Origin of the sequence: Streptomyces sp. NPDC059696 (assembly GCF_042733745.1) — a bacterium.
Classification (GTDB): Bacteria; Actinomycetota; Actinomycetes; order Streptomycetales; family Streptomycetaceae; genus Streptomyces.
Map to the genome: position 1 here is coordinate 101,882 of NZ_JBHWFG010000011.1, position 22,707 is coordinate 124,588.

The 22,707-nt window shown below is 72.6% G+C and carries 19 protein-coding genes; 10 read left to right on the top strand and 9 right to left on the bottom strand.

Annotated elements, in window-relative coordinates:
- Positions 1 to 87: 87 nt before the first annotated feature.
- A complete protein-coding gene (locus ACFV20_RS14830; RefSeq protein ID WP_385656265.1) occupies positions 88 to 1,821 on the top strand; it encodes an ABC transporter ATP-binding protein in 1,734 nt (577 codons plus the stop codon).
- Positions 1,821 to 3,749: an ABC transporter ATP-binding protein gene (locus tag ACFV20_RS14835; RefSeq protein WP_385656267.1), complete on the top strand. Its 1,929-nt coding sequence runs from the start codon at positions 1,821 to 1,823 to the stop codon at positions 3,747 to 3,749. Before ACFV20_RS14830 ends, ACFV20_RS14835 begins: the two co-directional genes overlap by 1 nt.
- Before the next feature lie 156 nt (positions 3,750 to 3,905).
- Here ACFV20_RS14835 and ACFV20_RS14840 read toward each other — a convergent pair whose 3' ends face one another.
- A complete protein-coding gene (locus tag ACFV20_RS14840) occupies positions 3,906 to 5,204 on the bottom strand; it encodes an RNA polymerase sigma factor (RefSeq protein ID WP_385656269.1) in 1,299 nt (432 codons plus the stop codon).
- A 139-nt stretch (positions 5,205 to 5,343) separates the two neighbouring features.
- On the opposite strand from ACFV20_RS14840, the gene ACFV20_RS14845 reads away from it, so the two are divergent.
- Both ACFV20_RS14845 and ACFV20_RS14850 read left to right on the top strand, forming a co-directional pair.
- Complete coding sequence (locus ACFV20_RS14845) at positions 5,344 to 5,961, top strand: hypothetical protein (protein ID WP_385656271.1); 618 nt, start codon at positions 5,344 to 5,346, stop codon at positions 5,959 to 5,961.
- A complete protein-coding gene (locus ACFV20_RS14850; RefSeq protein WP_385656273.1) occupies positions 5,958 to 6,956 on the top strand; it encodes a nucleotidyl transferase AbiEii/AbiGii toxin family protein in 999 nt (332 codons plus the stop codon). The genes ACFV20_RS14845 and ACFV20_RS14850 overlap by 4 nt, the downstream gene beginning before the upstream one ends.
- Before the next feature lie 6 nt (positions 6,957 to 6,962).
- Here the strand turns inward: ACFV20_RS14850 and dnaG are convergent, their stop codons facing one another.
- The 4 genes from dnaG to ACFV20_RS14870 form a co-directional block, all read right to left on the bottom strand.
- Positions 6,963 to 8,882 (bottom strand): DNA primase, encoded by a 1,920-nt coding sequence (dnaG, locus tag ACFV20_RS14855; protein WP_385656274.1) that lies wholly within the window; start codon positions 8,880 to 8,882, stop codon positions 6,963 to 6,965.
- 47 nt (positions 8,883 to 8,929) lie between these two features.
- The gene (locus tag ACFV20_RS14860; protein WP_385656276.1) at positions 8,930 to 10,195 is read right to left on the bottom strand and encodes an NAD(P)/FAD-dependent oxidoreductase; all 1,266 of its coding nucleotides are present in this window, start codon (positions 10,193 to 10,195) and stop codon (positions 8,930 to 8,932) included.
- Positions 10,196 to 10,329: 134 nt separating this feature from the next.
- The gene (locus ACFV20_RS14865) at positions 10,330 to 11,607 is read right to left on the bottom strand and encodes a deoxyguanosinetriphosphate triphosphohydrolase (RefSeq protein ID WP_385656278.1); all 1,278 of its coding nucleotides are present in this window, start codon (positions 11,605 to 11,607) and stop codon (positions 10,330 to 10,332) included.
- 118 nt (positions 11,608 to 11,725) lie between these two features.
- Entirely contained in the window at positions 11,726 to 12,493 is a 768-nt protein-coding gene (locus ACFV20_RS14870) for a sirohydrochlorin chelatase (RefSeq protein ID WP_385656280.1), read from the bottom strand.
- A 213-nt stretch (positions 12,494 to 12,706) separates the two neighbouring features.
- Between ACFV20_RS14870 and ACFV20_RS14875 the strand changes: the two genes are divergently transcribed.
- Positions 12,707 to 13,405 carry a vancomycin high temperature exclusion protein gene (locus ACFV20_RS14875; protein WP_385656282.1) on the top strand — a complete coding sequence of 233 codons (699 nt, stop codon included), beginning with the start codon at positions 12,707 to 12,709 and terminating at the stop codon, positions 13,403 to 13,405.
- A 111-nt stretch (positions 13,406 to 13,516) separates the two neighbouring features.
- The gene (locus ACFV20_RS14880) at positions 13,517 to 15,883 is read left to right on the top strand and encodes a molybdopterin oxidoreductase family protein (protein WP_385656284.1); all 2,367 of its coding nucleotides are present in this window, start codon (positions 13,517 to 13,519) and stop codon (positions 15,881 to 15,883) included.
- A 3-nt stretch (positions 15,884 to 15,886) separates the two neighbouring features.
- On the opposite strand, the gene ACFV20_RS14885 is transcribed toward ACFV20_RS14880, so the two are convergent.
- On the bottom strand, positions 15,887 to 17,533 hold the full coding sequence (locus ACFV20_RS14885) for a M4 family metallopeptidase (protein WP_385656286.1): 1,647 nt from the start codon (positions 17,531 to 17,533) through the stop codon (positions 15,887 to 15,889).
- A gap of 139 nt (positions 17,534 to 17,672) precedes the next feature.
- Between ACFV20_RS14885 and ACFV20_RS14890 the strand changes: the two genes are divergently transcribed.
- Positions 17,673 to 18,089 (top strand): gamma-glutamylcyclotransferase family protein, encoded by a 417-nt coding sequence (locus tag ACFV20_RS14890; protein ID WP_385656288.1) that lies wholly within the window; start codon positions 17,673 to 17,675, stop codon positions 18,087 to 18,089.
- A gap of 39 nt (positions 18,090 to 18,128) precedes the next feature.
- On the opposite strand, the gene ACFV20_RS14895 is transcribed toward ACFV20_RS14890, so the two are convergent.
- On the bottom strand, positions 18,129 to 18,737 hold the full coding sequence (locus tag ACFV20_RS14895) for an NADPH-dependent FMN reductase (RefSeq protein WP_385656290.1): 609 nt from the start codon (positions 18,735 to 18,737) through the stop codon (positions 18,129 to 18,131).
- A gap of 270 nt (positions 18,738 to 19,007) precedes the next feature.
- On the opposite strand from ACFV20_RS14895, the gene ACFV20_RS14900 reads away from it, so the two are divergent.
- Positions 19,008 to 19,541, top strand: a complete 534-nt coding sequence (locus ACFV20_RS14900; protein WP_385656292.1) for a hypothetical protein — start codon at positions 19,008 to 19,010, stop codon at positions 19,539 to 19,541.
- Positions 19,542 to 19,652: 111 nt separating this feature from the next.
- Positions 19,653 to 20,492 (top strand): class F sortase, encoded by an 840-nt coding sequence (locus tag ACFV20_RS14905; RefSeq protein WP_385656293.1) that lies wholly within the window; start codon positions 19,653 to 19,655, stop codon positions 20,490 to 20,492.
- On the opposite strand, the gene ACFV20_RS14910 is transcribed toward ACFV20_RS14905, so the two are convergent.
- Entirely contained in the window at positions 20,430 to 20,822 is a 393-nt protein-coding gene (locus ACFV20_RS14910) for a winged helix-turn-helix transcriptional regulator (RefSeq protein WP_385656296.1), read from the bottom strand. The two genes, ACFV20_RS14905 and ACFV20_RS14910, sit on opposite strands and share 63 nt — an antisense overlap.
- Before the next feature lie 104 nt (positions 20,823 to 20,926).
- Here ACFV20_RS14910 and ACFV20_RS14915 point away from each other — a divergent pair, with 104 nt between their 5' ends.
- Positions 20,927 to 21,820 carry an NAD(P)-dependent oxidoreductase gene (locus ACFV20_RS14915; protein ID WP_385656298.1) on the top strand — a complete coding sequence of 298 codons (894 nt, stop codon included), beginning with the start codon at positions 20,927 to 20,929 and terminating at the stop codon, positions 21,818 to 21,820.
- Here the strand turns inward: ACFV20_RS14915 and ACFV20_RS14920 are convergent.
- Positions 21,817 to 22,599: a sulfite exporter TauE/SafE family protein gene (locus ACFV20_RS14920; RefSeq protein ID WP_385656300.1), complete on the bottom strand. Its 783-nt coding sequence runs from the start codon at positions 22,597 to 22,599 to the stop codon at positions 21,817 to 21,819. The genes ACFV20_RS14915 and ACFV20_RS14920 overlap by 4 nt on opposite strands.
- Positions 22,600 to 22,707: the final 108 nt, after the last annotated feature.

A 22,707-nucleotide genomic window follows, 5' to 3' on the forward strand; every position in this document is an offset into this window, starting at 1 on the left:
TTCGGTTGAGGTAACGCGGGTGGAGTGTTCGACGATAGGGGCCAGGGGCAACCACTCGGCCCCGTCATCCACTCCGAGAGAAGCAGCGTGCTCATACGACTTCTGCGGACCTATCTCAGGCCCTACAAGAGACCCATCGCCCTGCTGGTGCTGCTGCAGTTCCTGCAGACCTGCGCCACGCTCTACCTGCCCACACTGAACGCGGACATCATCGACCAGGGTGTCGTGAACGGCGACACCGGCTACATCCTGGGCTACGGCGGCCTGATGATCGGCATCTCGCTGGTCCAGGTCGTGTGCAACATCGGTGCCGTGTACTACGGCGCCCGCACGGCGTCGGCGCTCGGACGGGATCTGCGGGCGTCCGTGTTCGACCGGGTGCAGTCGTTCTCCGCGCGTGAGGTCGGTCACTTCGGGGCGCCGTCGCTGATCACGCGGACGACGAACGACGTCCAGCAGGTGCAGATGCTGGCGCTGATGACGTTCACGCTGCTGGTGTCGGCGCCGATCATGTGCGTGGGCGGCATCGTGCTGGCGCTCGGTCTCGATGTGCCGCTGTCCGGGGTGCTGGTGGCGGTCGTGCCGGTGCTGGGCATCTGCGTGACGCTGATCGTGCGGCGGCTGCGGCCGCTGTTCCGGGCGATGCAGGAGCGGCTGGACTCGGTGAACCGGGTGCTGCGCGAGCAGATCACCGGCAACCGGGTGATCCGGGCCTTCGTGCGCGACGAGTACGAGCAGCAGCGCTTCCGGAAGGCCAACACCGACCTCACCGACTTCGCGCTGGGCACCGGCAACCTGTTGGCGTTGATGTTCCCGATCGTCATGACGGTGGTGAACCTGTCGTCGATCGCCGTGGTGTGGTTCGGCGCGCACCGGATCGACAGCGGCGGCATGCAGATCGGCGATCTGACGGCGTTCCTGGCCTATCTGATGCAGATCGTCATGTCCGTGATGATGGCCACCTTCATGTTCATGATGGTGCCGCGCGCTGAGGTGTGCGCCGAGCGCGTGCAGGAGGTGCTGGACACCTCCTCCAGCGTCGTCCCGCCGTCGGCGCCGGTGCGGGAGCTGCGCCGGCACGGGCATCTGGAGATCCGGGGTGCGGGCTTCCGCTATCCGGGTGCCGAGGAGCCGGTGCTGCGGGCCGTGGACCTGGTGGCCCGGCCGGGTGAGACGACCGCCGTCATCGGCTCGACCGGCAGCGGCAAGTCCACCCTTCTCGGGCTGGTGCCGCGGCTGTTCGACGCGACCGAGGGGCAGGTGCTCGTCGACGGCGTCGAGGTGGCGGACATCGACCCGAAGCTGCTCGCGAAGACCGTCGGGATGGTGCCGCAGAAGCCGTACCTGTTCGCGGGGACGGTGGCGACCAACCTGCGCTACGGCCATCCGGACGCCACCGACGAGGAGCTGTGGCACGCGCTGGAGGTGGCGCAGGCCAAGGACTTCGTGGAGCGGCTGGAGGGCGGCCTCGACGCGCCGATCGCGCAGGGCGGGACGAACGTCTCCGGTGGTCAGCGCCAGCGGCTCGCGATCGCCCGGACACTGGTGCAGCGGCCCGAGATCTACCTGTTCGACGACTCCTTCTCCGCGCTCGACTACGCCACGGACGCCGCGCTGCGGGCCGCGCTCACCGAGGAGACCGCCGAGGCGACCGTGCTGATCGTCGCGCAGCGGGTGGCGACCATCCGGGACGCCGACCGGATCGTGGTCCTCGACGAGGGCCGGGTCGTCGGGACCGGCCGGCACCACGAGCTGATGGCGGACAACGAGACCTACCGGGAGATCGTGCTCTCCCAGCTCACGGAAGCGGAGGCTGCCTGATGGCGGGGCCCATGGGGCGGATGATGGCCGGGGGCGGCCCCGACCAGCGCTCGCTCGACTTCAAGGGGTCGGGCAAACGGCTCGTCGCGCGGTTCGGGCCGGAGCGGGTCACCATCTACGTGCTGCTGCTGTGCGTGGTGCTCAGCGTCGGCCTGAACGTCGTCGGGCCGAAGATCCTCGGCAAGGCGACCGACCTGGTCTTCGCGGGCATCGTCGGCCGGGGCATGCCGCAGGGGGCGTCCAAGGAGCAGGTGCTGGAGCAGATGCGGCAGCGCGGGGACGGTGACGTCGCCGACATGCTGCGCAGCACCGACTTCACCCCGGGCGAGGGCATCGACTTCACGGCCGTCGGGCACGTACTGCTGCTGGCGCTGGGCGTGTTCACGGTGGCCGGGCTGCTGATGGCGGTGGCGACACGGCTGGTGAACCGGGCCGTGAACCGGACCATGTTCCGGATGCGTGAGGACGTCCAGACGAAGCTGTCGCGGATGCCCCTGTCGTACTTCGACCGGCGGCAGCGCGGTGAGGTGCTGTCCCGGGCGACGAACGACATCGACAACATCGGGCAGACCCTCCAGCAGTCGATGGGGCAGCTCATCAACTCGGTGCTGACCGTCGTCGGCGTGCTCGCGATGATGTTCTACGTCTCCTGGATCCTGGCGCTGGTCGCGCTGGTGACCGTGCCGCTGTCGTTCGTCGTGGCCACGCGGGTGGGCAAGCGGTCGCAGCCGCACTTCGTGCAGCAGTGGCGCTCGACGGGCAAGCTGAACGCGCACATCGAGGAGATGTACACCGGGCACGCCCTGGTGAAGGTGTTCGGGCGGCAGGAGGAGTCGGCGCGGCAGTTCGCCGAGCAGAACGACGCGCTGTACGAGGCGGGGTTCAAGGCGCAGTTCAACAGCGGGGTCATGCAGCCGCTGATGATGTTCGTGTCGAACCTGAACTACGTGCTGGTGGCGGTCGTGGGCGGACTGCGGGTCGCCTCGGGCTCGCTGTCCATCGGTGACGTGCAGGCCTTCATCCAGTACTCGCGGCAGTTCTCCATGCCGCTGACGCAGATCGCCTCGATGGCGAACCTGGTGCAGTCGGGTGTCGCCTCGGCGGAGCGGGTCTTCGAACTGCTCGACGCCGAGGAGCAGGAGGCGGACCCGGTGCCGGGTGTGCGCCCCGAGGAACTGCGCGGGCAGGTGGCGCTGGAGCACGTGTCGTTCCGCTACGACCCCGACAAGCCGCTGATCGAGGACCTGTCGCTGAAGGTCGAGCCCGGACACACGGTCGCCATCGTCGGCCCGACCGGTGCCGGCAAGACGACGCTGGTGAATCTGCTGATGCGGTTCTACGACGTCACCGGCGGGCGCATCACGCTCGACGGGGTCGACATCGCGCGGATGTCCCGGGACGAACTGCGGGCCGGGATCGGCATGGTGCTGCAGGACACCTGGCTGTTCGGCGGCACGATCGCGGAGAACATCGCCTACGGCGCCTCCCGGGAGGTCACCCGCGGGGAGATCGAGGAGGCGGCCCGGGCGGCGCACGCGGACCGGTTCGTGCGGACGCTGCCGGACGGGTACGACACGGTGATCGACGACGAGGGCACGGGGGTGAGCGCGGGTGAGAAGCAGCTCATCACCATCGCCCGGGCGTTCCTGTCCGACCCGGTGATCCTGGTCCTGGACGAGGCGACGAGCTCCGTCGACACGCGGACCGAGGTTCTCATTCAGAAGGCCATGGCGAAACTCGCCCATGGGCGGACCTCGTTCGTCATCGCCCACAGGCTGTCGACGATCCGGGACGCGGACACGATCCTGGTGATGGAGAACGGGTCGATCGTGGAGCAGGGCGCGCACGAGGAGCTGCTGGCGGCGGACGGCGCGTATGCGCGGCTGTACAAGGCGCAGTTCGCGCAGGCGGTGGCGGAGGTGGACTGAGCGGCCTGTGGCGGTGCCGAGTGGGGTCGTGGGGCGGCTGCGGGTCCGGTGGGGGCTGGTCGCGCAGTTCCCCGCGCCCCTTGGGTACGTGCGGCTGACGCCCCTGAAGGGGCGCGGGGAACGGCGCGATCCGCCCCCACCGGCCCGCGGCCGGCATCAGTCCAGATAGCCCCTCAGCTGGTCCGCGAAGGCGTGATCCCGCAGTTTGTTCAAGGTCTTCGACTCGATCTGCCGTATCCGTTCCCGCGTCACTCCGAAGATCCTGCCGATCTCCTCCAGTGTGCGCGGACGGCCGTCCGCCAGGCCGTACCGCAGCTGGACGACCTTCCGCTCCCGCTCGCCCAGGGTCGACAGGACCGCCTCCAGGTGCTCCCTGAGCAGCAGGAACGCCGCCGACTCCACCGGGGAGGCCGCGTCGCCGTCCTCGATGAGGTCGCCGAGGGCGACGTCGTCCTCCTCGCCGACGGGCGCGTGCAGCGACACCGGCTCCTGGGCGAGGCGCAGGACCTCGCGGACCCGCTCCGGCTGCAGGTCCAGTTGGGCCGCGACCTCCTCGGGTGTCGGCTCGTAGCCGCGCTCCTGGAGCATGCGGCGCTGGACGCGGACGACCCGGTTGATGAGCTCCACGACGTGGACGGGGACCCTTATGGTGCGCGCCTGGTCGGCCAGGGCGCGGGACATGGCCTGGCGGATCCACCAGGTGGCGTACGTGGAGAACTTGTAGCCGCGGGCGTAGTCGAACTTCTCGACGGCCCTGATCAGGCCGAGGTTGCCCTCCTGCACGAGGTCGAGCATCGTCAGGCCGCGGCCGACGTAGCGCTTGGCGACCGAGACGACCAGGCGCAGATTGGCCTCGATCAGGCGGCGCTTGGCCATGCGGCCCATGACGACGAGCCGGTCCAGATCGAGGGCGAGCTGGCTGTCCAGGTCTGGGGTGAGCCGCAGCTTCTCCTCCGCGAACAGGCCGGCCTCGACGCGGCGGGCGAGTTCGACCTCCTCGGCGGCGGTGAGCAGGGGGATGCGGCCGATCTCCCGCAGGTACTGGCGGAACAGGTCCGAGGAGGGGCTGCCGGACTCGGTGCGGACCGGCGGGGGTTCGACCGCCTCGGGAGGTTCCGCCGCCTCGATGGCCTCGGCGGGCGGCTCCTCCGGCTCCGGCCCCGACTCGGGGTGGTGCGCGGCGCGGCCCTGCGCCGGGACTCCTGACAGGGCGTCGGCCTCCGCGTCCGGCGCGGCTCCGTCGGCGTCGGCGACGGCACCGGCGTCGGTCTGGGTGAGGGTCTGGGTCTGCACGGGGGCGACCTCCAGGATGATCGCTGCCAAGGAGTACGACAGCGGTACTTCGGGGGCGGAGTCGGCGGCCTCGCCGCTTTCCGTCCCGTACGCGATGAGCGGAACCGCGGGGGTCTGGGACCCGTCGGTGACGGATCGGCCGCGCTCCGAGGACTCAGGCACCGGAACCCAGTGTGGGGTAAGACACATCGTCGCCACGAGGGGCGTGCGATGACTTTTTGCTTCCGGTCCGTGACCGCGCGGTCGCCCCTCGTGGAAAACCCGGATGCCTCACGCGTCCCTGGTCTGCGACGATCGTGCGATGTCCGCTTCCCTGTACGAGTCGCATGTGACGGTCCGCTGCGTCGGTCCCGACGAGTTCGCCCGGTTGCGCCGCTGGGCGGCGGCGGGTGGGTTCAAGCTCACGCACATCGTGCTGGCCAGGGGCCGGATGCGCGACCAGCCCATGCTCACCCTGTCCGGTTCGTCGTCGTACGCCCGTGAAGGGGCGCGGGTGCGGGACGTGGTGGCGCGTCTGCGGGCGGACGGTTTCGATCCGGTGCGCGTGAAGATCGAGTCGTCGCCCTGGTCCCCGGAGGTACCGCGCCGTCCCTGCGACGACGGACGGTACTTCGAGCACCATGTGAAGCTGCGGCTCAGCGCGGACACGGACCTGGCGGCTCTCGCGGCGCGCGTCACGCCGCACGGCGCCCATCTGTCGTGGAACGCCCGGCGGGTGCGGGGCGAGCATCACGAGCGGTTCGTGACCCAGCGCTGCCACGCGGTGGACGCCGAGGGCGCGGGCCGGGCGCTGGAGCGGCTGCTGACCGAGCTGGGTGGTGGTGAAGTGCTGGGCGTGGAGCGGGAGTTCGTGCTCCACGACAGTGATGTGTCGGTGGACGAGGGATGGCTGGAGGAGCCGGTGGGGGTACGGACATGACCGGGTCGGCGTGGGAGCGGTTCGGGTGGCAGAGCTCCGAGATCCCCCGGGAGCCGCTGGACGACGCCACGCGCCGGGTGGAGCACCTGCCGAAGACGCTGTGTCCGGTGCCGGGGGACGACGTGGTGCAGCGCCCGGTCTTCGACCCGGCCCTGAAGCACCTCAACAAGGCTTATCGGGCCACCGACCCGTGCTTCGGCGACCCGACGCGGGACGAGGCGTGGCGGGCGGCCCGCCGCCGGGCGCTGCATCTGGTGCTGGCCGCGATCAGCGGCTCGCCGTGGGTGGACTCGCTGGTGCTGCGGGGCAGCGTGCTGATGTCGGCGTGGTTCGGGGAGGCCGCGCGCGAGCCCGGTGACCTGGACTTCGTCGTCGTTCCGCACACCTGGCGGATGGAGGACGGCCGGACGGACCGGATGCTGACCGGGATCGCGACGGCAGCGCAGGAGCTGGCCGAGGCACGGGGGCCGGGCATCGGGATCTCGGCGCGGGGCATGGTGGCCGAGGACATCTGGACGTACGACCGCGTGCCCGGCCGGCGCATGGTGCTCCCCTGGGCCGCGCCCGGTCTGCCCGGCGGCCACGTCCAGCTGGACTTCGTCTTCAACGAGCCGCTGCCCGAGGAACCCGAGCTCGTCGAGCTGCCGGGCGGTGTGCTCGTCCGGGCCGCGACGCCCGAACTGTCGCTGGCCTGGAAGCTGATGTGGGTGATCAACGACATGCACGCCCAGGGCAAGGACCTCTACGACGCCGTGCTGCTGGCCGAGCGGTACCCGTTGCGCTACGAGCTGCTGCACAAAGTGTTCCGGCTGTCGGGCGAGTGGCCCTACCCGTACCGCGAGAAGGTCCTCCTGGAGGACGTGGTGGAGGCGGTCGGCTTTGTGGAGTGGGACCACTTCGTCACCGAGTACCCCCGGTTCCGGGACGACGAGCGGGCGTTCGCCGAGCGGCTGGTGCGCGCGGTGGCACCGGCCTTCGAGGGGGCCGGGGCCTGAGCCGGGTCAGAGCGCGGCGGCGCCGTGTTCCCGGAGGGCCTGGTCGTACTGCTGGAGGACCCACAGTTCGTTCTGCACGGCGGCGAGTTCGGCCGGGTCGCCGTGGGTGCCGAGGCGGGTGAGCCGGCTGGTGATGTCGCGGATGCGGCGCTCCACGGCGCGGCGGCGGACCGTCACGAGCTGGGCGCCCGCGTACACCTCGTCGGCGCCCTTCACGCCCTTGTGCAGCAGGATCGCCTCGACGGCGAGCTCCGTCACCGTCGCGCGGACCGCGTCGTCCGGGGCGGCCTCGCGGACCTTGACCAGGTAGTCCTGGGGGTCGGCGACGCCCAGTTCGGCGCCGCCGGCGTCCTGGATGGCCTGGCGGACGGCGGCGTAGGGCGGGGCGGTGAACTCGTCCACCCCGTAGGCGTCGAAGGCCGGGGAGACCAACTCGGGGCGTTGCAGGGCCAGTTTGAGCAGTTCGCGTTCGGTTGCGAAGACCGGGTTGCGGAGGTTCAGGGCCGGGCCGCGGGAGGTGGTGGGGGCGGGTGGGCCGGCGTACTGCTGTGTCCGGTGGTGCCGCTCGGGGGCCGGGCCCTTGCCGCCGCGGTCGCGGGCCCAGCGGGCCAGCTGGGCGACGCGCTTGACGACGAACTGGGTGTCGAGGATGCCGAGCATGCCGGCGAGCTCGACGGCGACCTCGTGCTGGGCGCCGCTGTTCTTGATGCGGGCGACGATCGGCGCGGCCTCGTCCAGGGCGGCGGCGCGGCCGGCCGGGGTGTCGAGGTCGTAGCGGCTCACGATCTGGCGCAGGGCGAACTCGAAGAGCGGGGTGCGGGGTTCGACCAGGTCGGCGACGGCCTCGTCGCCCTTGGCGAGCCGCAGGTCGCAGGGGTCCATGCCGTCGGGGGCGATGGCGATGTACGTCTCGGCGGCGAACTTCTGGTCGTCCTCGAAGGCGCGCAGGGCGGCCTTCTGGCCGGCGGCGTCGCCGTCGAAGGTGAAGATCACGCGGGCCGAGCCGTTGTCCATGAGCAGCCGGCGGAGGATCTTGATGTGGTCGCCGCCGAAGGCGGTGCCGCAGGTGGCGATGGCGGTCGTCACACCGGCGAGGTGGCAGGCCATGACGTCCGTGTAGCCCTCGACGACGACCGCGCGGGACGCCTTGGCGATGTCCTTCTTGGCGAGGTCGATGCCGTAGAGGACCTGGGACTTCTTGTAGATCGCCGTCTCGGGCGTGTTCAGGTACTTCGGGCCGTTGTCCGCCTGGTAGAGCTTGCGGGCGCCGAAGCCGACGACGTCACCGCCGATGTCGCGGATGGGCCACATCAGCCGGCCGCGGAAGCGGTCGATGGGGCCGCGGCGGCCCTCCTGGGAGAGGCCGGAGAGGATCAGCTCCTTGTCGGTGAAGCCCTTGCCGCGCAGGTAGCGCGTGAGGTGGTCCCAGCCCTGGGGGCTGTAGCCGACGGAGAAGTGCTGGGCGGCGGCCTGGTCGAAGCCGCGCTCGGCGAGGAACTGGCGGCCGGTGTCGGCCTCCGGGCTGGTCGCGAGCTGTTCCGCGTACCAGTCGGCGGCGATCTTGTGGGCCTCGACCAGGCGGATCCGCTCGCCGCGCTGGTGGGAGGGGTTGTAGCCGCCCTCCTCGTAGCGCAGGGTGATGCCCGCCTGGCCGGCCAGGCGCTCGACCGCCTCCGAGAAGGAGAGGTGGTCGATCTTCATCACGAACGTGATGGTGTCGCCGCCCTCCTGGCAGCCGAAGCAGTGGAAGAACCCCTTGCTCGGGCTGACCTGGAAGGACGGCGACTTCTCGTCGTGGAACGGGCAGAGACCCTTGAGGTTGCCGCCGCCCGCGTTGCGCAGCTGGAGGTACTCGGACACCACGGCGTCGATCGGGACCGCGTCCCGTACCGCCTTCACGTCCTCGTCGTTGATCCGTCCTGCCACGAGGTGAGTCTACGGGGCCGCACCGACACTCCTGACAGCCCCGGCGGCTAGGAGGCGAGGCTGTCCAGCGGCGTGTGCGGGTCGGCCAGGGCCTCGGTGTTCACCCGGGTCTTGGAGCGAATCAGGCGCTGGATCTTGTCCGTGACGTCCCATACGTTCACGTTCATCCCGGCGAGCACGCGGCCGTCCTTCACCCAGAACGCGATGAACTCGCGCTTCCCGGCGTCCCCGCGGATCACCACCTGGTCGTAGGAGCCGGCGGGTGCCCAGCCGGAGTACTCCATGCCCAGGTCGTACTGGTCGGAGAAGAAGTAGGGCACCCGGTCGTACGTCACGTCGTGGCCCAGCATGGAGCGCGCGGCCGCCGGGCCGCCGTTCAGGGCGTTGGCCCAGTGCTCGACGCGCACCCGCGTGCCGAACAGGGGGTGCGGGAAGGAGACGACGTCACCGGCCGCGTAGACGGCCGGGTCGGAGGTGCGCAGCCGCTCGTCGACGACGATGCCGCCGCCGTGGGCCCGGTCGGCGATCTCCAGACCGGCCGCCTCCGCGAGGTGGGTGCGCGGTGCCGCGCCGATCGCCGCCAGCACGTCGTGCGCCGGGTGCTCCTCGCCGTCGTCGGTGCGGGCCGCGAGGACCATGCCGTCCTGGCCGACGATCTCGGTGAGCCGCCTGCCGAAGTGGAACCGCACCCCGTGCTCGCGGTGCAGCTCCGCGAAGAGCCCGCCGAGCTCGGGGCCCAGCACGCCGTGCAGCGGGGTCGGCCCGTGCTCGACGACCGTGACCTCCGCGCCGTACTCGCGGGCCGCCGCCGCGACCTCCAGGCCGATCCAGCCGGCACCGGCGATGACGAGGTGGCCGTTGTCCCGGCCGAGGTGGGTCAGGACGTGTTTGAGGCGCTCGGCGTGGGCCAGGCGGCGCAGGTGGTGCACGCCGGCCAGGTCCGTGCCCGGGATGTCCAGGCGGCGGGGTTCGGCGCCGGTCGCCAGGAGCAGTTTGTCGTAGCGGACGACGGTGCCGTCCTCGCCGAAGCGGACCGTCTTCGCCGTGCGGTCGACGGCATCGACGGTCTGGCCGAGGTGCAGCTCGATGTCGTGGGCCGCGTACCAGGCGGGTTCGTGGACGAAGACGCTGTCGCGTTCCTCCTTGCCGAGGAGGTAGCCCTTGGACAGCGGCGGACGCTCGTAGGGGTGGTCGCGTTCGTCGCAGATCAGTATCACGCGGCCGGTGAAGCCCTCCGCGCGGAGCGTCTCGGCCGCCTTCGCGCCGGCCAGTCCGCCTCCGACGATGACGAATGTCTGATCCGCGTCGACCACTTGTTGCCTCCTCGTCAGGGTGTCGCCACTTGCGAGCGTCCCGCACGGAGCGTGATGCGGGAAGAGGGAGTGACCCGATCAGGCCACGGAGGGTCACATTCGGGGGTGCTCCCGTCCCGTCCGTCGCGTCAGTCTCATCCCTGCCCCGTCAGACGGGCGTGAAGCGAACGGGCGGAGGTGTCGGTGAGGGAGGCGATCTGGTCGACGATCACCCGCTTGCGCGCCCTGTCGTCCGCCGCCCGGTCGAACAGGGCGCGGAACTGCGGGTCCAGGCCGTCCGGGGCCCGGGCGGTGAGCGCCTCGGCCAGTTCGGCGACGACGATCCGCTGGTCGGCGCGCAGCCGCTCCTGCTCGGCGCGCTGCATGACGTAGAGGTCGGCGACGGCCTTGAGGACGGCGCACTCCATCCGGGTCTCGCGCGGGACGACCAGCTCGGCGGCGTACCGGGTGAGCCGGCCCGCCCCGTACGCGGTGCGGGTCGCGGTCTCGGCGGCCAGGCAGAAGCGGCCGATGAGCTGGCTGGTGGCGTCCTTGAGGCGGGCCTGGGCGACGGCCGTGCCGTCGTAGCCGTGCGGCCACCACTCCTGGGCGAGGAGCCGGTCCAGGGCGGCGGCGAGTTCGGCGGGGTCGGTGTCGGCGGGGACGTACCGGCCGCGGGCCACCTCGAAGACGTCCCGGCGTTCGGGGTCGGCGTGCAGGCAGTTCGGGTCGATGTGGCCGGCGTGCAGGCCGTCCTCCACGTCGTGCACCGAGTAGGCCACGTCGTCGGACCAGTCCATGACCTGCGCCTCGAAGCAGGTACGGGTGCCGGGGGCGTCCTTGCGGAGCCAGTCGAAGACCGGGCGGTCGTCCTCGTAGACGCCGAACTTGTGCGACGCCGGGTCGGTGGGGTGGGCGCCGCGGGGCCAGGGGTACTTGGTGGCGGCGTCGAGGGTGGCACGGGTGAGGTTGAGGCCGACGGAGCCCTCGGGGGTGAAGCGTTTGGGCTCGATGCGGGTGAGGAGCCGCAGGGACTGGGCGTTGCCCTCGAAGCCGCCGCAGTCCGCCGCGAACTCGTTGAGGGCCTGTTCGCCGTTGTGGCCGAAGGGCGGGTGGCCGAGGTCGTGGGAGAGGCAGGCGGCTTCGACGAGGTCGGGGTCGCAGCCCAGGGCCGCGCCCAGTTCACGGCCGACCTGGGCGCATTCGAGGGAGTGGGTGAGGCGGGTGCGGGGGCTGGCGTCCCAGGCGGGGCCCAGGGTGCCGGGCGTCACCACTTGGGTCTTGCCGGCGAGGCGTCGCAGGGCGGCGGAGTGGAGGACTCTGGCGCGGTCGCGTTGGAAGGCGGTGCGGCCGGGGCGTTTGTCGGGTTCCGGGGCCCAGCGGTCGACTGACGTCGGGTCGTAGGCGGGGGGGTGTTGTGCGGTGCCGTCCATGTGACGACAGTAAGCGCGTCTGCGTGTGCCGGGTTCCGATCTCGGGCGGATGCGGGTTGTTCTGGGCTGGTCGCGCAGTTCCCCGCGCCCCTTAGGGGGCATGTTCCCGCCGGCGATTTCAGGCCGAGGCCAGTACCGGTTCGGCCGCCGCCGTCAGCGCCTCCTCGTAGCGGTGGAGGACGAGGTCGGCCGTCGACGGGTGGGTTCCCAGGGGGGCCGCCGCTATCCACGGGGCCGCCTGGGCGCACTGCGTGGCGAAGCGGCCGGGGGCCGTGAAGTAGGAGGCGAGGGCGATGTGGCGGCGGCCCCTGGCCAGGAGGGTGCGGACGGCCGTTTCGACCGTCGGGGTCGCGGCGGAGGCGTAGGCCGGGATGACGGGGACGCCGAGGCGGGCCGCCAGGAGGTGGGCCGTGCGGCCCGTGTCCGTCTTCGCGTCCGGGTCGCGGGAGCCGGCCGCGGCCAGGACGACCGCGCTGGTGCGGTGGGGTGTCCCGCCCCAGCCGGCCTCCGTGAGGCGGGCCTGGAGCGCGTCGACCAGGAGGGGATGCGGGCCCAGGGGGCCGGCGAGGTGGGTGCGGGCCCGGGAGGCCGCCGCCATCTCGGGGATGTCCTGCTTGACGTGGTAGCCGCGGCTGAGGAGCAGGGGGACGAGAACCGCCTCCGAGTCCCCGAGGGCGGCGAGCGTGTCGGGGAGCAGCGGGGCGTTGAGTTCGATGTGGCCCAGGTGCACGGGCACGTCGGGGCGCAGGGCCCGGACCCGGTCGAGGAGTGCGCTCACGGTGCTCAGCGCGCGGGGGTCCCGGCTGCCGTGGGCCACGACCACGAGGGCGGGCGGGGCCGGGCGGCGCGGGGCGGGCGGCGGGAGGAGGCTGAGCTGACTGGGCATGCACCGATGGTCGCGGCGGCACGTTGCCTTCCCGTTGCCTGGGCGTCACGGGTGTTTTCCAGCGGTTCACGACGTGGGAGAGGGGTGTGTGAGGCGGCGTGACCTGCGGTTTCCCGGAACCGGGTGAAGCTGGTCACGTGGGCGTGGATGAACCGGGCGGCCCGGGAGGACGTCCCTGACTGTCGAGGGGCCGACCTGGGGAGGGACCGTTCGATGCGTGGTGTGACCTTGCGCAGGCCGCGGTTGCCGCGTACCCGGCGGGGACAGCGGCGGCTGGTCCAGGCCGTGATGGCCGGGTGCGTGCTCGCGCTGCTCCCGGCGACGTGGATGTACGCGGTGGCGGGTGACCGGCTGCGGACGGCGGCGGAGGTGCCGCGCACCGAGGTGGCCGTGGTGTTCGGCGCGGGGCTGTGGGACGGCGAGCCCTCGCCGTACCTCGCGCACCGGCTCGACGCCGCCGCGAAGCTGTACCGGGAGGGGCGCGTCGAGGTGGTGCTCGTCACCGGCGACAACAGCCGTGCGGACTACGACGAGCCGGACGCGATGCGTGGCTATCTGACGCGGCACGGGGTGCCTGACGGGCGGATCGTCAGCGACTACGCGGGGTTCGACACCTGGGACTCCTGTGTGCGTGCGAAGAAGATCTTCGGGGTGGACGAGGCCGTGCTGATCAGCCAGGGCTTCCACATCCGGCGGGCGGTGGCGCTGTGCGAGGCGGCGGGGGTCGCGTCGTACGGGGTCGGGGTGGACGCGGTGCACGACGCGACCTGGTACTACGGCGGCGCCCGGGAGATCCTCGCCGCCGGGAAGGCCGCGCTGGACGCGGCCTTCCGGCCCGACCCGCGGTTCCTCGGGCCGCGGGAGCCGGGGGTGGAGAGGGCCTTGGCGACGGGCCGGGCCCCTCTCCCCTGACCGGCCGGGCCCTCGCCTCACGCGGGCGGGGCGGCGGCGGGGAGGTTGCCGTCCCGGCCGCGTAACAGGCAGCCGCCCCCGGCGTAACACGGCCGACGCACGCTGGACGGCATGCTGAACTCCGCGACGCCCACGCACTGCCCGTACTGCGCCCTGCAGTGCGGGATGAACCTCACCGCCGCCCCGGACGGGGCCGTCGAGGTGAGCGAGCGCGCGGACTTCCCGGTGAACCGGGGCGCCCTGTGCGGCAAGGGCCGGACGGCCGCGGCCGTGCTGGCGCCCGACGTGCGGCTGACCTCCCCGTTGGTGCGCGACGAGGGCGGCACGCTGGTGCCCGCCTCCTGGGACGAGGCGCTGGAGAGGATCGCCGCGGGGCTGGGCCGCACCCGCGCGGAGCACGGCCCGGACGCGGTCGGGGTGTTCGGCGGGGGCGGCCTGACGAACGAGAAGGCGTACACACTCGGCAAGTTCGCCCGCGTCGTGCTGGGCACCTCCCAGATCGACTACAACGGGCGTTTCTGCATGTCGTCGGCGGCGGCCGCCGGCATCAGGGCGTTCGGGCTGGACCGCGGGCTGCCGTTCCCGCTGGAGGACATCCCGAAGTCCGGCTGTGTGATCCTCGTCGGGTCGAACCTCGCGGAGACCATGCCGCCGTCCCTGCGGTTCTTCACCGAGCTGAAGGAGAACGGCGGCACCCTGATCGTCATCGACCCGCGCCGCACGAAGACCGCCGAGCAGGCGGACCTGCACCTGGCGCCCCGGCCGGGCACGGACCTGGCCCTCGCCCTGGGTCTGCTGCACCTGGTGATCGCCGAGGGCCGCGTGGACGAGGAGTACGTCCGGGAACGCACGGCCGGCTGGGAGGACGCCCGGGCCGCCGCGATGGCGCACTGGCCGGAGTACGTGGAGCGGATCACGGGGGTGTCCGTTCCTCGACTCCGTGAGACGGTCAGGCTGTTCTGCGAGCCGGAGTCGGCGATGGTGCTCACCGCCCGGGGGCCCGAGCAGCAGTCCAAGGGCACCGACACCGTGGGCGCGTGGATCAACCTGTGCCTGGCGACCGGCCGGGCGGGCCGCCCGTTCTCCGGGTACGGCTGTCTGACCGGCCAGGGCAACGGGCAGGGCGGGCGCGAACACGGGCAGAAGGCCGACCAGTTGCCGGGCTACCGCAAGCTCGACGACCCGGCCGCGCGGGCGCACGTCGCCGAGGTGTGGGGCGTCGACCCGGACAGCCTGCCCGGGCCGGGGCGCAGTGCCTACGAGCTGCTGGACGCGCTGGGCACCGACATCAGGTCACTGCTGCTGATGGCGTCCAACCCGGTGGTGTCCGCGCCGCGTGCCGCGCACGTCGAGGAGCGCATCCGGTCCCTGGACTTCCTGGCGGTCTGCGACGTGGTGCTGTCGGAGACGGCCGAACTGGCGGACGTGGTCCTGCCGGTCACGCAGTGGGCCGAGGAGACGGGCACGACGACGAACCTGGAGGGCAGGGTGCTGCTGCGGCGCCGGGCGGTCACCCCGCCCGACGGCGTGCGCAGCGACCTGGAGGTGCTGCACGAACTCGCCGCGCGCCTGGGCGTCGAGAAGGGCTTCCCGACCGACCCGGAGGAGGTCTTCGAGGAACTGCGCCGCGCGTCGGCGGGCGGCCCGGCGGACTACTCGGGGATCACCTACCGGAGGCTGGCAGAGGAGAACGGAGTGTTCTGGCCGTGCCCGGCGGTGAAGCCGACGGCCGAGGACACCCTGCCCGGCGGAAAGGCCATGGCCGGGGACACCCTGCCCGGCGGGAAGGCCATGGCCGGGGACACCCTGCCCGGCGGGAAGGCCATGGCCGGGGACACCCTGCCCGGCGGGAAGGCCATGGCCGGGGACACGCAGGCCGAGGACGGCTTGCCCGGCGGAAAGACGCAGGCCGGGGCCACCCTGCCCGGCGGAAGGGCAGCAACCCTGGACACTCCGCCCGGCGGGAAGGCACCGGGCGGGGATACGCCGGCCGGCGTCGAGGCACCGGGCGTGCACCCCGGCACGCCTCGCCTCTTTCTCGAGCGGTTCGCCACCCCCGACGGCCGGGCCCGGTTCGTTCCCGTCTCGCACCGGGCGACCGCCGAGGAGCCCGACGACGAGTACCCCGTGCTGCTGACCACGGGCCGGGTCGTGGCGCAGTACCAGTCAGGGGCGCAGACCCGGCGCGTCGCGGAGCTGAACGCCGCCGCGCCCGGGCCGTTCGTGGAGCTGCACCCGAGGATGGCGGCCCGGCTCGGAGCGGCCGAGGGCGATCCGGTGGCCGTCGTGTCGCGGCGGGGCCGGGTCGTGGCGCCCGCGAGGATCACGCACGCCATCCGGCCCGACACCGTCTTCATGCCCTTCCACTGGCCGGGCGAGGGCCGCGCCAACACCCTCACCAACCCCGCGCTCGACCCGACCTCCCGGATGCCGGAGTTCAAGACGTGCGCGGTGCGGCTGGAGGCGGTCCGGCGGTAGCGGTCAGCTCACCTCGACCGCCTTCCAGGCCGCCGCGACCGCCTTCTGCTCGGTGCTGTCGGCGCCGTAGAGGTCCCTCGCCGCGTTCAGGGTCGCCGCGCGGGCGTCCGCGTACGTCGTCGAGGACGTCATGTAGACCGTCAGCGCGCGGTACCAGATCTTGCCCAGCTCGGCGCGGCCGATGCCGGTCACCGTGGAGCCGTCGCAGGTCGGGGAGTCGTAGGCGACGCCGTTGAGGGTCCTGGCGCCGCTGCCCTCCGCGAGCAGGTAGGCGAAGTGGTTGCCGACGCCCGAGGAGTAGTGCACGTCGAGGTCGCCGAGCTTCGCGTTCCAGCAGTCCGCGGACTTGCCGTCCTTGGACGGCCTGTCCATGAAGCGCAGGGCCTCGCGGCCGAGGCCGGAGCGGACGACTTTCTCGCCGATGAGCCAGTCGCCCCGGTCCTCGGCGTTCTCCGCGTGGAACTCCACCAGCGTGCCGAAGATGTCCGACGTGGCCTCGTTCAGACCGCCGGACTCGCCGGAGTAGGTCAGCGCGGCCGTCTTCGACGTCACGCCGTGGGACATCTCGTGCCCGGCGACGTCCAGCGACACCAGCGGGCCCATGAGCTTGCCGTCGCCGTCGCCGTAGGTCATGCAGAAGCAGTTGTCGTCCCAGAAGGCGTTGTTGTAGTCCTTGCCGTAGTGGACGCGGTTGAAGGAGCCCTTGCCGTCGCCGGCGATGCCGTCACGGCCGTGGACCGTCTTGTAGTAGTCCCAGGTGACGTCCGTGCCGTACTGGGCGTCCACCGCGACCGTGGACCGGTCGGAGGCCGCGCCCGTGCCCCAGTGGTTGTCGGCGTCCGTGAAGAGCGTCGCGGGGGCCCGGGTCAGGCAGACGGTCAGCAGGCACTTGTCCGTCTTGTTCCCGGCGTCGCCGGTGTACGTGCCGCCGCGTGTCGCGTCCTTGAGCTGGTACGACGAGCCGGACGCGGTCGTCTCCAGGGGGACCGTGCCGCCGTAGAGGGACCGGCCGTCGCCCGACGCCGACTCCATGGAGTCCCAGGCGTCGATCCGGTCGCCGGTCCTCGCGTCGGTCAGGAGCGTGCGCCCGACGGGGTTGCCGCGCTCGTCGTGCGCGACCGCGTCGGTCTGCCAGGCCAGCTTCGGGGTGCCGTGCAGGGCGTCGACGACCAGCCGGGGCTTGGCGGTGAGCTTCTTCAGGGTCTGGCCGAGGTGGGCCGCGCGCAGCAGGTTCGCGGCGAGGTCGGCGGCCTTGGGGGCCGTCACCTCGGGGGTGACGGTGGCCAGGGAGAGCGCGGACCTCGTCGCCCGGTCCGTGCCACGGTAGGAACCGTCCGGGTTCAGGTGGAGGACGAAGTCACCTCCGAGGACCGGGAGTCGGTGGTAGGTGCGGTCGTAGCGCACGTGCCGGGTGCCGTCCTCGTCGACGACGACGTCCCGGACCTTCGTCTCCTGGGCCGGGGTGAGGCCCAGGGCTCCGGCCCGGTCCGCGAGCACCGCCTCCGCGTCCTGGATCGCGCCCGACCTGGTCGGCTGGTCCGCCGCTCCGGCGGACGGGGAGAGAACGGCGGCCAGCAGGGCGGTGGTGCCGGTGACGGCCACACCGGCGAGGGCGAGACGGGAACCGCGGACATGACGTATCCGACTCATCGGTCTCCTCATACGGGCGCACCCGGTCGCGTGGGGTCGACCGGGTGCGGCGTTGATGTTGACCGCGAGTTAAGGCGGCACGGACATGGCATGTCCATAGCCCTGCTGTGGAGGTGTGTGAGGGTGGAGAATCGTTCCTGTGACCCTCCCCTTCTTCGTCTACGGCACCCTCCGCCCCGGGGAGGTCAACCACGACCTCTTCCTGCGCGGACGCACCCACTCCGAGGAGCCGGGCAGGCTCGCGGACGCGGTGCTCTACGACGGGCCGGGCTATCCCTACGCGGTCGACGAGCCGGGCGGCGGCACGGTCAGCGGGGAGCTGATGACCGCGCTGCCCGGGACGTACGCGGGGCTGCTCGCGGAGCTGGACCGGCTGGAGGAGTACGTACCGGGGGATCCGCGCAGTCTGTACGTGCGCGTCGAGCGGAAGGTCGTCCGGGCGGCGGACGGGGCTGCCGTGCGGGCGTGGGTGTACGTGGCCGCGCCCGCCGTCGCCGCGCGGCTGCGGGCCCGGGGGCGGGCGATCGCGGGCGGCGACTGGCGGGCGCGGGTGTGACGGGGTGCGGCGAGCCGGCGGCGTGCGGCTGAGGCAGGCTCAGCCTCCGTACGGCCGCTTCTCCCTGGCCTCTCGCAACGCGGTTCCCCACCACACCAGTTGGTCCAGCATGGTCTTCGCCGCCGCGTCCGGGCCGGAGGGGTCGCGCAGGGCGCCCCGGTCGTCGAAGGCGGCGCCGGCGTTGTGGAAGGAGACGGTGTCGCGGACCGTCACGGCGTGCAGCTCCGCGAAGACCTGACGCAGGTGCTCCACGGCGCGCAGACCGCCGGACAGGCCGCCGTAGGAGACGAGGCCGACGGGCTTGGCCTGCCACTCGGTGAAGTGCCAGTCGACGAGGTTCTTCAGGCCCGCCGGGAAGGAGTGGTTGTACTCGGGGGTGAGGACCACGAAGGCGTCCGCGCGGGCCAGCTTCGGGGTGATGCCGGACAGTGCGGCGGTCGCCTCCGGGGTGGGTTCGAGGGACATGGGCAGCGCGGCCTCGGCGACGTCGACGACCTCGGCGACCAGGTCGTCGCGGTCCCGGACGCGGGCGAGGAGCCAGTCGGCGACGACGGGGCCGAAGCGGCCGTGCCGGTTGCTGCCCACGACGAGGGTCAGGCGGAGCGGGCCGGTCGCGGCGGCGGCTGATGCGGTGGCGGTGGGATTCATGCGGCACAGCCTGGTACCTCAACCAAAGTTGAGGTCAAGCGGTGGGACGTACACCGGGGTCACCCGTTCACACGCGCACCCCGCGCATTTCCCCGACTCTCCCCGGGAGACGTCCGTGACCTGGCGAAACGACCGTGAGGAGCAGCCCGGTTCACCTGCCCCTGACACCCGTTCACCCCAATTCTGACGCTCCCTCAGGGGGCGCGGTCGACCCGCTGCCCGTTACCTCGGAAGGGCAGGCGCACGACCGACCCGCTCGAGGGAGCACCGATGCGACGTACCGCCCGGCAGCTGACCGCCACCGCGCTCACCGCCACCGCGCTCACCGTCGCCGCCGCGGCCCTCGCCGCCGCTCCCGCGTACGGCACGTCCGGCGGCGGTCTGGAGGTGTCCCCGGCGTCGGTCGTGCCCGGGGGCGGGGTCACGGTGCGCACGGCGGCCTGCGGCGGCGGCTCGGTGACGGGTGACGCCAGCGCGGTCGGGGCGGGCTCCCTCAGCCTGGTGCCGGACGCGCACGGGCAGGATGCGACCGGGCGGTTCAGGGTGCCGCCGAGTGCGCAGCCGGGCACGTACGAGATCACCGCGACCTGCGGCGGCAGCGGCCGGCGGATCACCGGGGACCTGGTGGTCACACTGACGCCGGTGCGCGGGCAGGTGCATCCCCGGGGAAGTGTGAAGACGGGGGTCGGCGGCGCCCTGGGCCCCGATCCCGCGCAGACCGCGGCCGGTGTGGCGGCTCTCGCCGTCGCCGCCGCGGGCGGTACCTGGCTCCTGCATCGCCGGGCGAGAGGCGACGGGATCTGACGGACACCCTCCGCTGTCCGTCGCCGGTACCGCATCTCCCCTCCCCCTCCGGGTCCGACGCCCCTCGCGGCCCGGAGGGGGGTACGGGGCCGAGCTCAGAAAGGGGTGGGTATGCGCAGGGTTCCCGGGTTCGCCGGCGGCGTCCGCAGCCCCGCCGACGCGGCCATGGCGGCCGTCACGGTGTTCGCCCTGTGCTCGGGGGTGTGGCTGCTGCGCGACGCCGCCGGGACGCACGCCCCGCCCCAGCCGTCCGCCGCGCAGGCCCGGGCCGCGCTGGACGGCGGCACCGAGCCGGACGGCAGCACCAAGCCGGACAGCGGCACCGAGCCGGACGGCAGCACCGGACCGGACGGCGGCACCGAGCCGGACGGCGGCACCGAGCCGGACGGCAGCACCGGACCGGACGGCAGCACCGGACCGGGCGGAAGCACCGAGCCGGACGGCGGCACCGGGCCGGACGGGCGGGCCGGTGAGCGGCCCGCCGTGCCCGCGCTGCCGCCCTCGCCGCCCGACCGGATCCGTATCCCGTCGCTCCGGGTCGACGCGCCCCTGACCGGGCTCGGCCTGACGAGGACCGGCAGCCTCGACGTGCCGCCCGCCGCGGACGTGAACCTCGCCGGCTGGTACGAGGCCGGCACCACCCCCGGTGAACGGGGCACCGCGATCGTCGCCGGCCACGTCGACAACGCCGACGGCCCCGCCGTCTTCTACGGCCTCGGCGCCCTGGCCAAGGGCAGCACGATCGAGGTGGACCGGCGGGACGGCGGCGTCGCGGTGTTCACCGTGGACGCCGTCGAGGTGTACGCCGCGAAGGACTTCCCCGACGAGAAGGTCTACGGCGCCGCCGACCGCGCCGAGTTGCGGGTCATCACCTGCGGCGGCACCTTCTCACGCGGCACCGGTTACCAGGGGAACGTCGTCGTCTTCGCGCATCTGACCGGGAGCCGGTGACCCGCCGAGGACGTGGGCCCTCCCCCAGGCCCCCAGCGGTTCCAGCGCCTCGTTCAGGGAGACGCCCCGGGGCGTCAGCGAGTACTCCACGCGCGGCGGCACCTCGTCGTACGCCTCGCGGTGCACCAGCCCGTCGGCCTCCATCTCCCGCAGGTGCGAGGCGAGCACCTTCTCGGTGACGCCCGGCAGTTCACGGCGGAGCTCCCCGAAGCGGCACGGCCGCTCGTTCAGGGCCCAGAGGATCAGCACCTTCCACTTGCCGCCGATCACGTCCATCGCCGCGTCGATCCCGCACACGTACGCCCCCGGCCGCCGCCCGGTCGTCCCCATGCCCGCCCCTCCCCTTGCGCTGCCTGCACCCTTCCCCCGGAGTAACCACCCACTTCGAAGTGCGTACTTGAGCGGGTGCTTCCCCTGCGACGAGCCTAAACGCCATGACAGACACCGCAGTTGCTCCCCGCACTCCTCTGACTCTGCTCGGCACCGGTGCCATGGGCACCGCCCTCGCCCGCGCCTGGCTGGCCGCCGGGCACGAGGTGACCGTCTGGAACCGGACCGCCGCCCGCGCCGAGCCGCTCGCCGCCGAGGGCGCCACCGTCGCCGCGAGCGCAGCCGAGGCCGTGGCCGCGAACCGCCTCGTGATCGTCTGCCTGCTGGACGACGCCTCCGTGGGCGAGGCCCTGGACGGGGCCTCGCTCGCCGGGCGGGACCTGGTGAACCTCACCACCGGCACCCCGGGCCAGGACCGGGCGCGCGCCGCCTGGGCCGGGGAGCGGGGCGCCCGCTTCCTGGGCGCCGGGATCATGGCCGTCCCTCCGATGATCGGCGCCCCGGGCTCCGGCGGCTACGTCCTCTACAGCGGCTCCACCGAGCTGTTCGAGGAGCACCGCGAGACACTCGCCGTCCCGGCCGGAACCCGTTGGGTGGGGGCCGACCCGGGCTTCGCCGCGCTGCACGACGTGGCGCTGCTGAGCGCCATGAGCGGCATGTTCGCCGGCATCGCCCACGCCTTCGCGCTGATCCGCCCCGAGGACATCGCGCCGAAGGACTTCGCGCCGCTGCTGGTGGACTGGCTCACCGCGATGGCCCCGGCCGCCCACCAGAGCGCCGCGGGGCTGCACAGCGGCGACTACACCCGCGACGTCGTCTCCAACCTCGCGATGCAGGTCGCGGGCAACGCCACGCTGCTGCGCACGGCCGAGGAACAGCGGGTCAGCCCGGAGCTGCTGACGCCGTACACGCGGCTCATGGAACGCCGGCTCGCACAGGGGCACGGCGACGAGGACGGGACAGGGGTGGTCGAACTGCTGGACCTGCGAGGTCGTTAGGCGATCCACTGCTCGTACGCCAGGTTCCCCACCAGGGCGAAGACGACCGTCAGCAGCACGATGCGCACGAAGCCGCTGCCCTTCTTCAGGGCCGTGTGGGCGCCCAGGGTGCCGCCCGCCAGGTTGAAGACGGCCATGAGGGCGGCCAGCTGCCACAGGACCGCGCCCTGCCAGGCGAACGTCGCGAGGGCGCCCGCGTTGGTGCAGCAGTTGACGATCTTCGCGGTGGCGGAGGCCGTGACGAGGTCGAGGTGGAGGATCGCGGTGAGCGCGAGGACCAGGAACGTGCCGGTGCCCGGGCCGATCAGGCCGTCGTAGAAGCCGATGCCCAGGCCCGCGAGGCCGATCGCGGCGAGAATGCGGCGGGGGCCGGCCGGACCGGTCGCGGGGGCCGTGCCGAAGGCGGGCCGCAGGATCACGAAGGCGGCGACCCCGAGCAGCACCACCATGATCACCGGCTTGAGGACGTCGGTGCTCATCCCGGCCGCGAAGAACGCCCCCGCGGAGGACCCGGCGAGGGCGGCCAGGCCGATGCGGACGGCTGTGCGCACGTCCACCGGGGCCTTGCGGGCGTACGTCACCGCCGCGCCCGTGGTGCCGACGATGGCGACCGCCTTGTTCGTGCCGAGGGCGTGCGCGGCGGGCGTCCCGGACGGCAGTCCGAGGAGCAGCACCGGCAGCAGGAGCAGCCCGCCGCCACCGACCACGGCGTCGATCCACCCGGCGGCGAGGGCCGCGAGGCAGAGCAGGGCGATCATGGTCAGTGATATGTCGGGCATGATCGAGACCCTATGCGAGGCCCGCGCAGCCTCCCTCACAGCCCGCTGTCACCGCACCTGGAGAACCCTCACAGCCCGCTGTCACTGCACCTCGGCAACCCTCACAGC

What these genes read in the sequence shown, in the direction of transcription:
- ACFV20_RS14835 (WP_385656267.1), top strand. Translation starts at nt 1,821, where the DNA reads ATGGCGGGGCCCATGGGGCGGATGATGGCCGGGGGCGGCCCCGACCAG.
- ACFV20_RS14845 (WP_385656271.1), top strand. Translation starts at nt 5,344, where the DNA reads ATGTCCGCTTCCCTGTACGAGTCGCATGTGACGGTCCGCTGCGTCGGT.
- ACFV20_RS14850 (WP_385656273.1), top strand. Translation starts at nt 5,958, where the DNA reads ATGACCGGGTCGGCGTGGGAGCGGTTCGGGTGGCAGAGCTCCGAGATC.
- ACFV20_RS14865 (WP_385656278.1), bottom strand. Translation starts at nt 11,607, where the DNA reads ATGGACGGCACCGCACAACACCCCCCCGCCTACGACCCGACGTCAGTC.
- ACFV20_RS14870 (WP_385656280.1), bottom strand. Translation starts at nt 12,493, where the DNA reads ATGCCCAGTCAGCTCAGCCTCCTCCCGCCGCCCGCCCCGCGCCGCCCG.
- ACFV20_RS14875 (WP_385656282.1), top strand. Translation starts at nt 12,707, where the DNA reads ATGCGTGGTGTGACCTTGCGCAGGCCGCGGTTGCCGCGTACCCGGCGG.
- ACFV20_RS14880 (WP_385656284.1), top strand. Translation starts at nt 13,517, where the DNA reads ATGCTGAACTCCGCGACGCCCACGCACTGCCCGTACTGCGCCCTGCAG.
- ACFV20_RS14885 (WP_385656286.1), bottom strand. Translation starts at nt 17,533, where the DNA reads ATGAGTCGGATACGTCATGTCCGCGGTTCCCGTCTCGCCCTCGCCGGT.
- ACFV20_RS14895 (WP_385656290.1), bottom strand. Translation starts at nt 18,737, where the DNA reads ATGAATCCCACCGCCACCGCATCAGCCGCCGCCGCGACCGGCCCGCTC.
- ACFV20_RS14900 (WP_385656292.1), top strand. Translation starts at nt 19,008, where the DNA reads ATGCGACGTACCGCCCGGCAGCTGACCGCCACCGCGCTCACCGCCACC.
- ACFV20_RS14905 (WP_385656293.1), top strand. Translation starts at nt 19,653, where the DNA reads ATGCGCAGGGTTCCCGGGTTCGCCGGCGGCGTCCGCAGCCCCGCCGAC.
- ACFV20_RS14910 (WP_385656296.1), bottom strand. Translation starts at nt 20,822, where the DNA reads ATGGGGACGACCGGGCGGCGGCCGGGGGCGTACGTGTGCGGGATCGAC.
- ACFV20_RS14915 (WP_385656298.1), top strand. Translation starts at nt 20,927, where the DNA reads ATGACAGACACCGCAGTTGCTCCCCGCACTCCTCTGACTCTGCTCGGC.
- ACFV20_RS14920 (WP_385656300.1), bottom strand. Translation starts at nt 22,599, where the DNA reads ATGCCCGACATATCACTGACCATGATCGCCCTGCTCTGCCTCGCGGCC.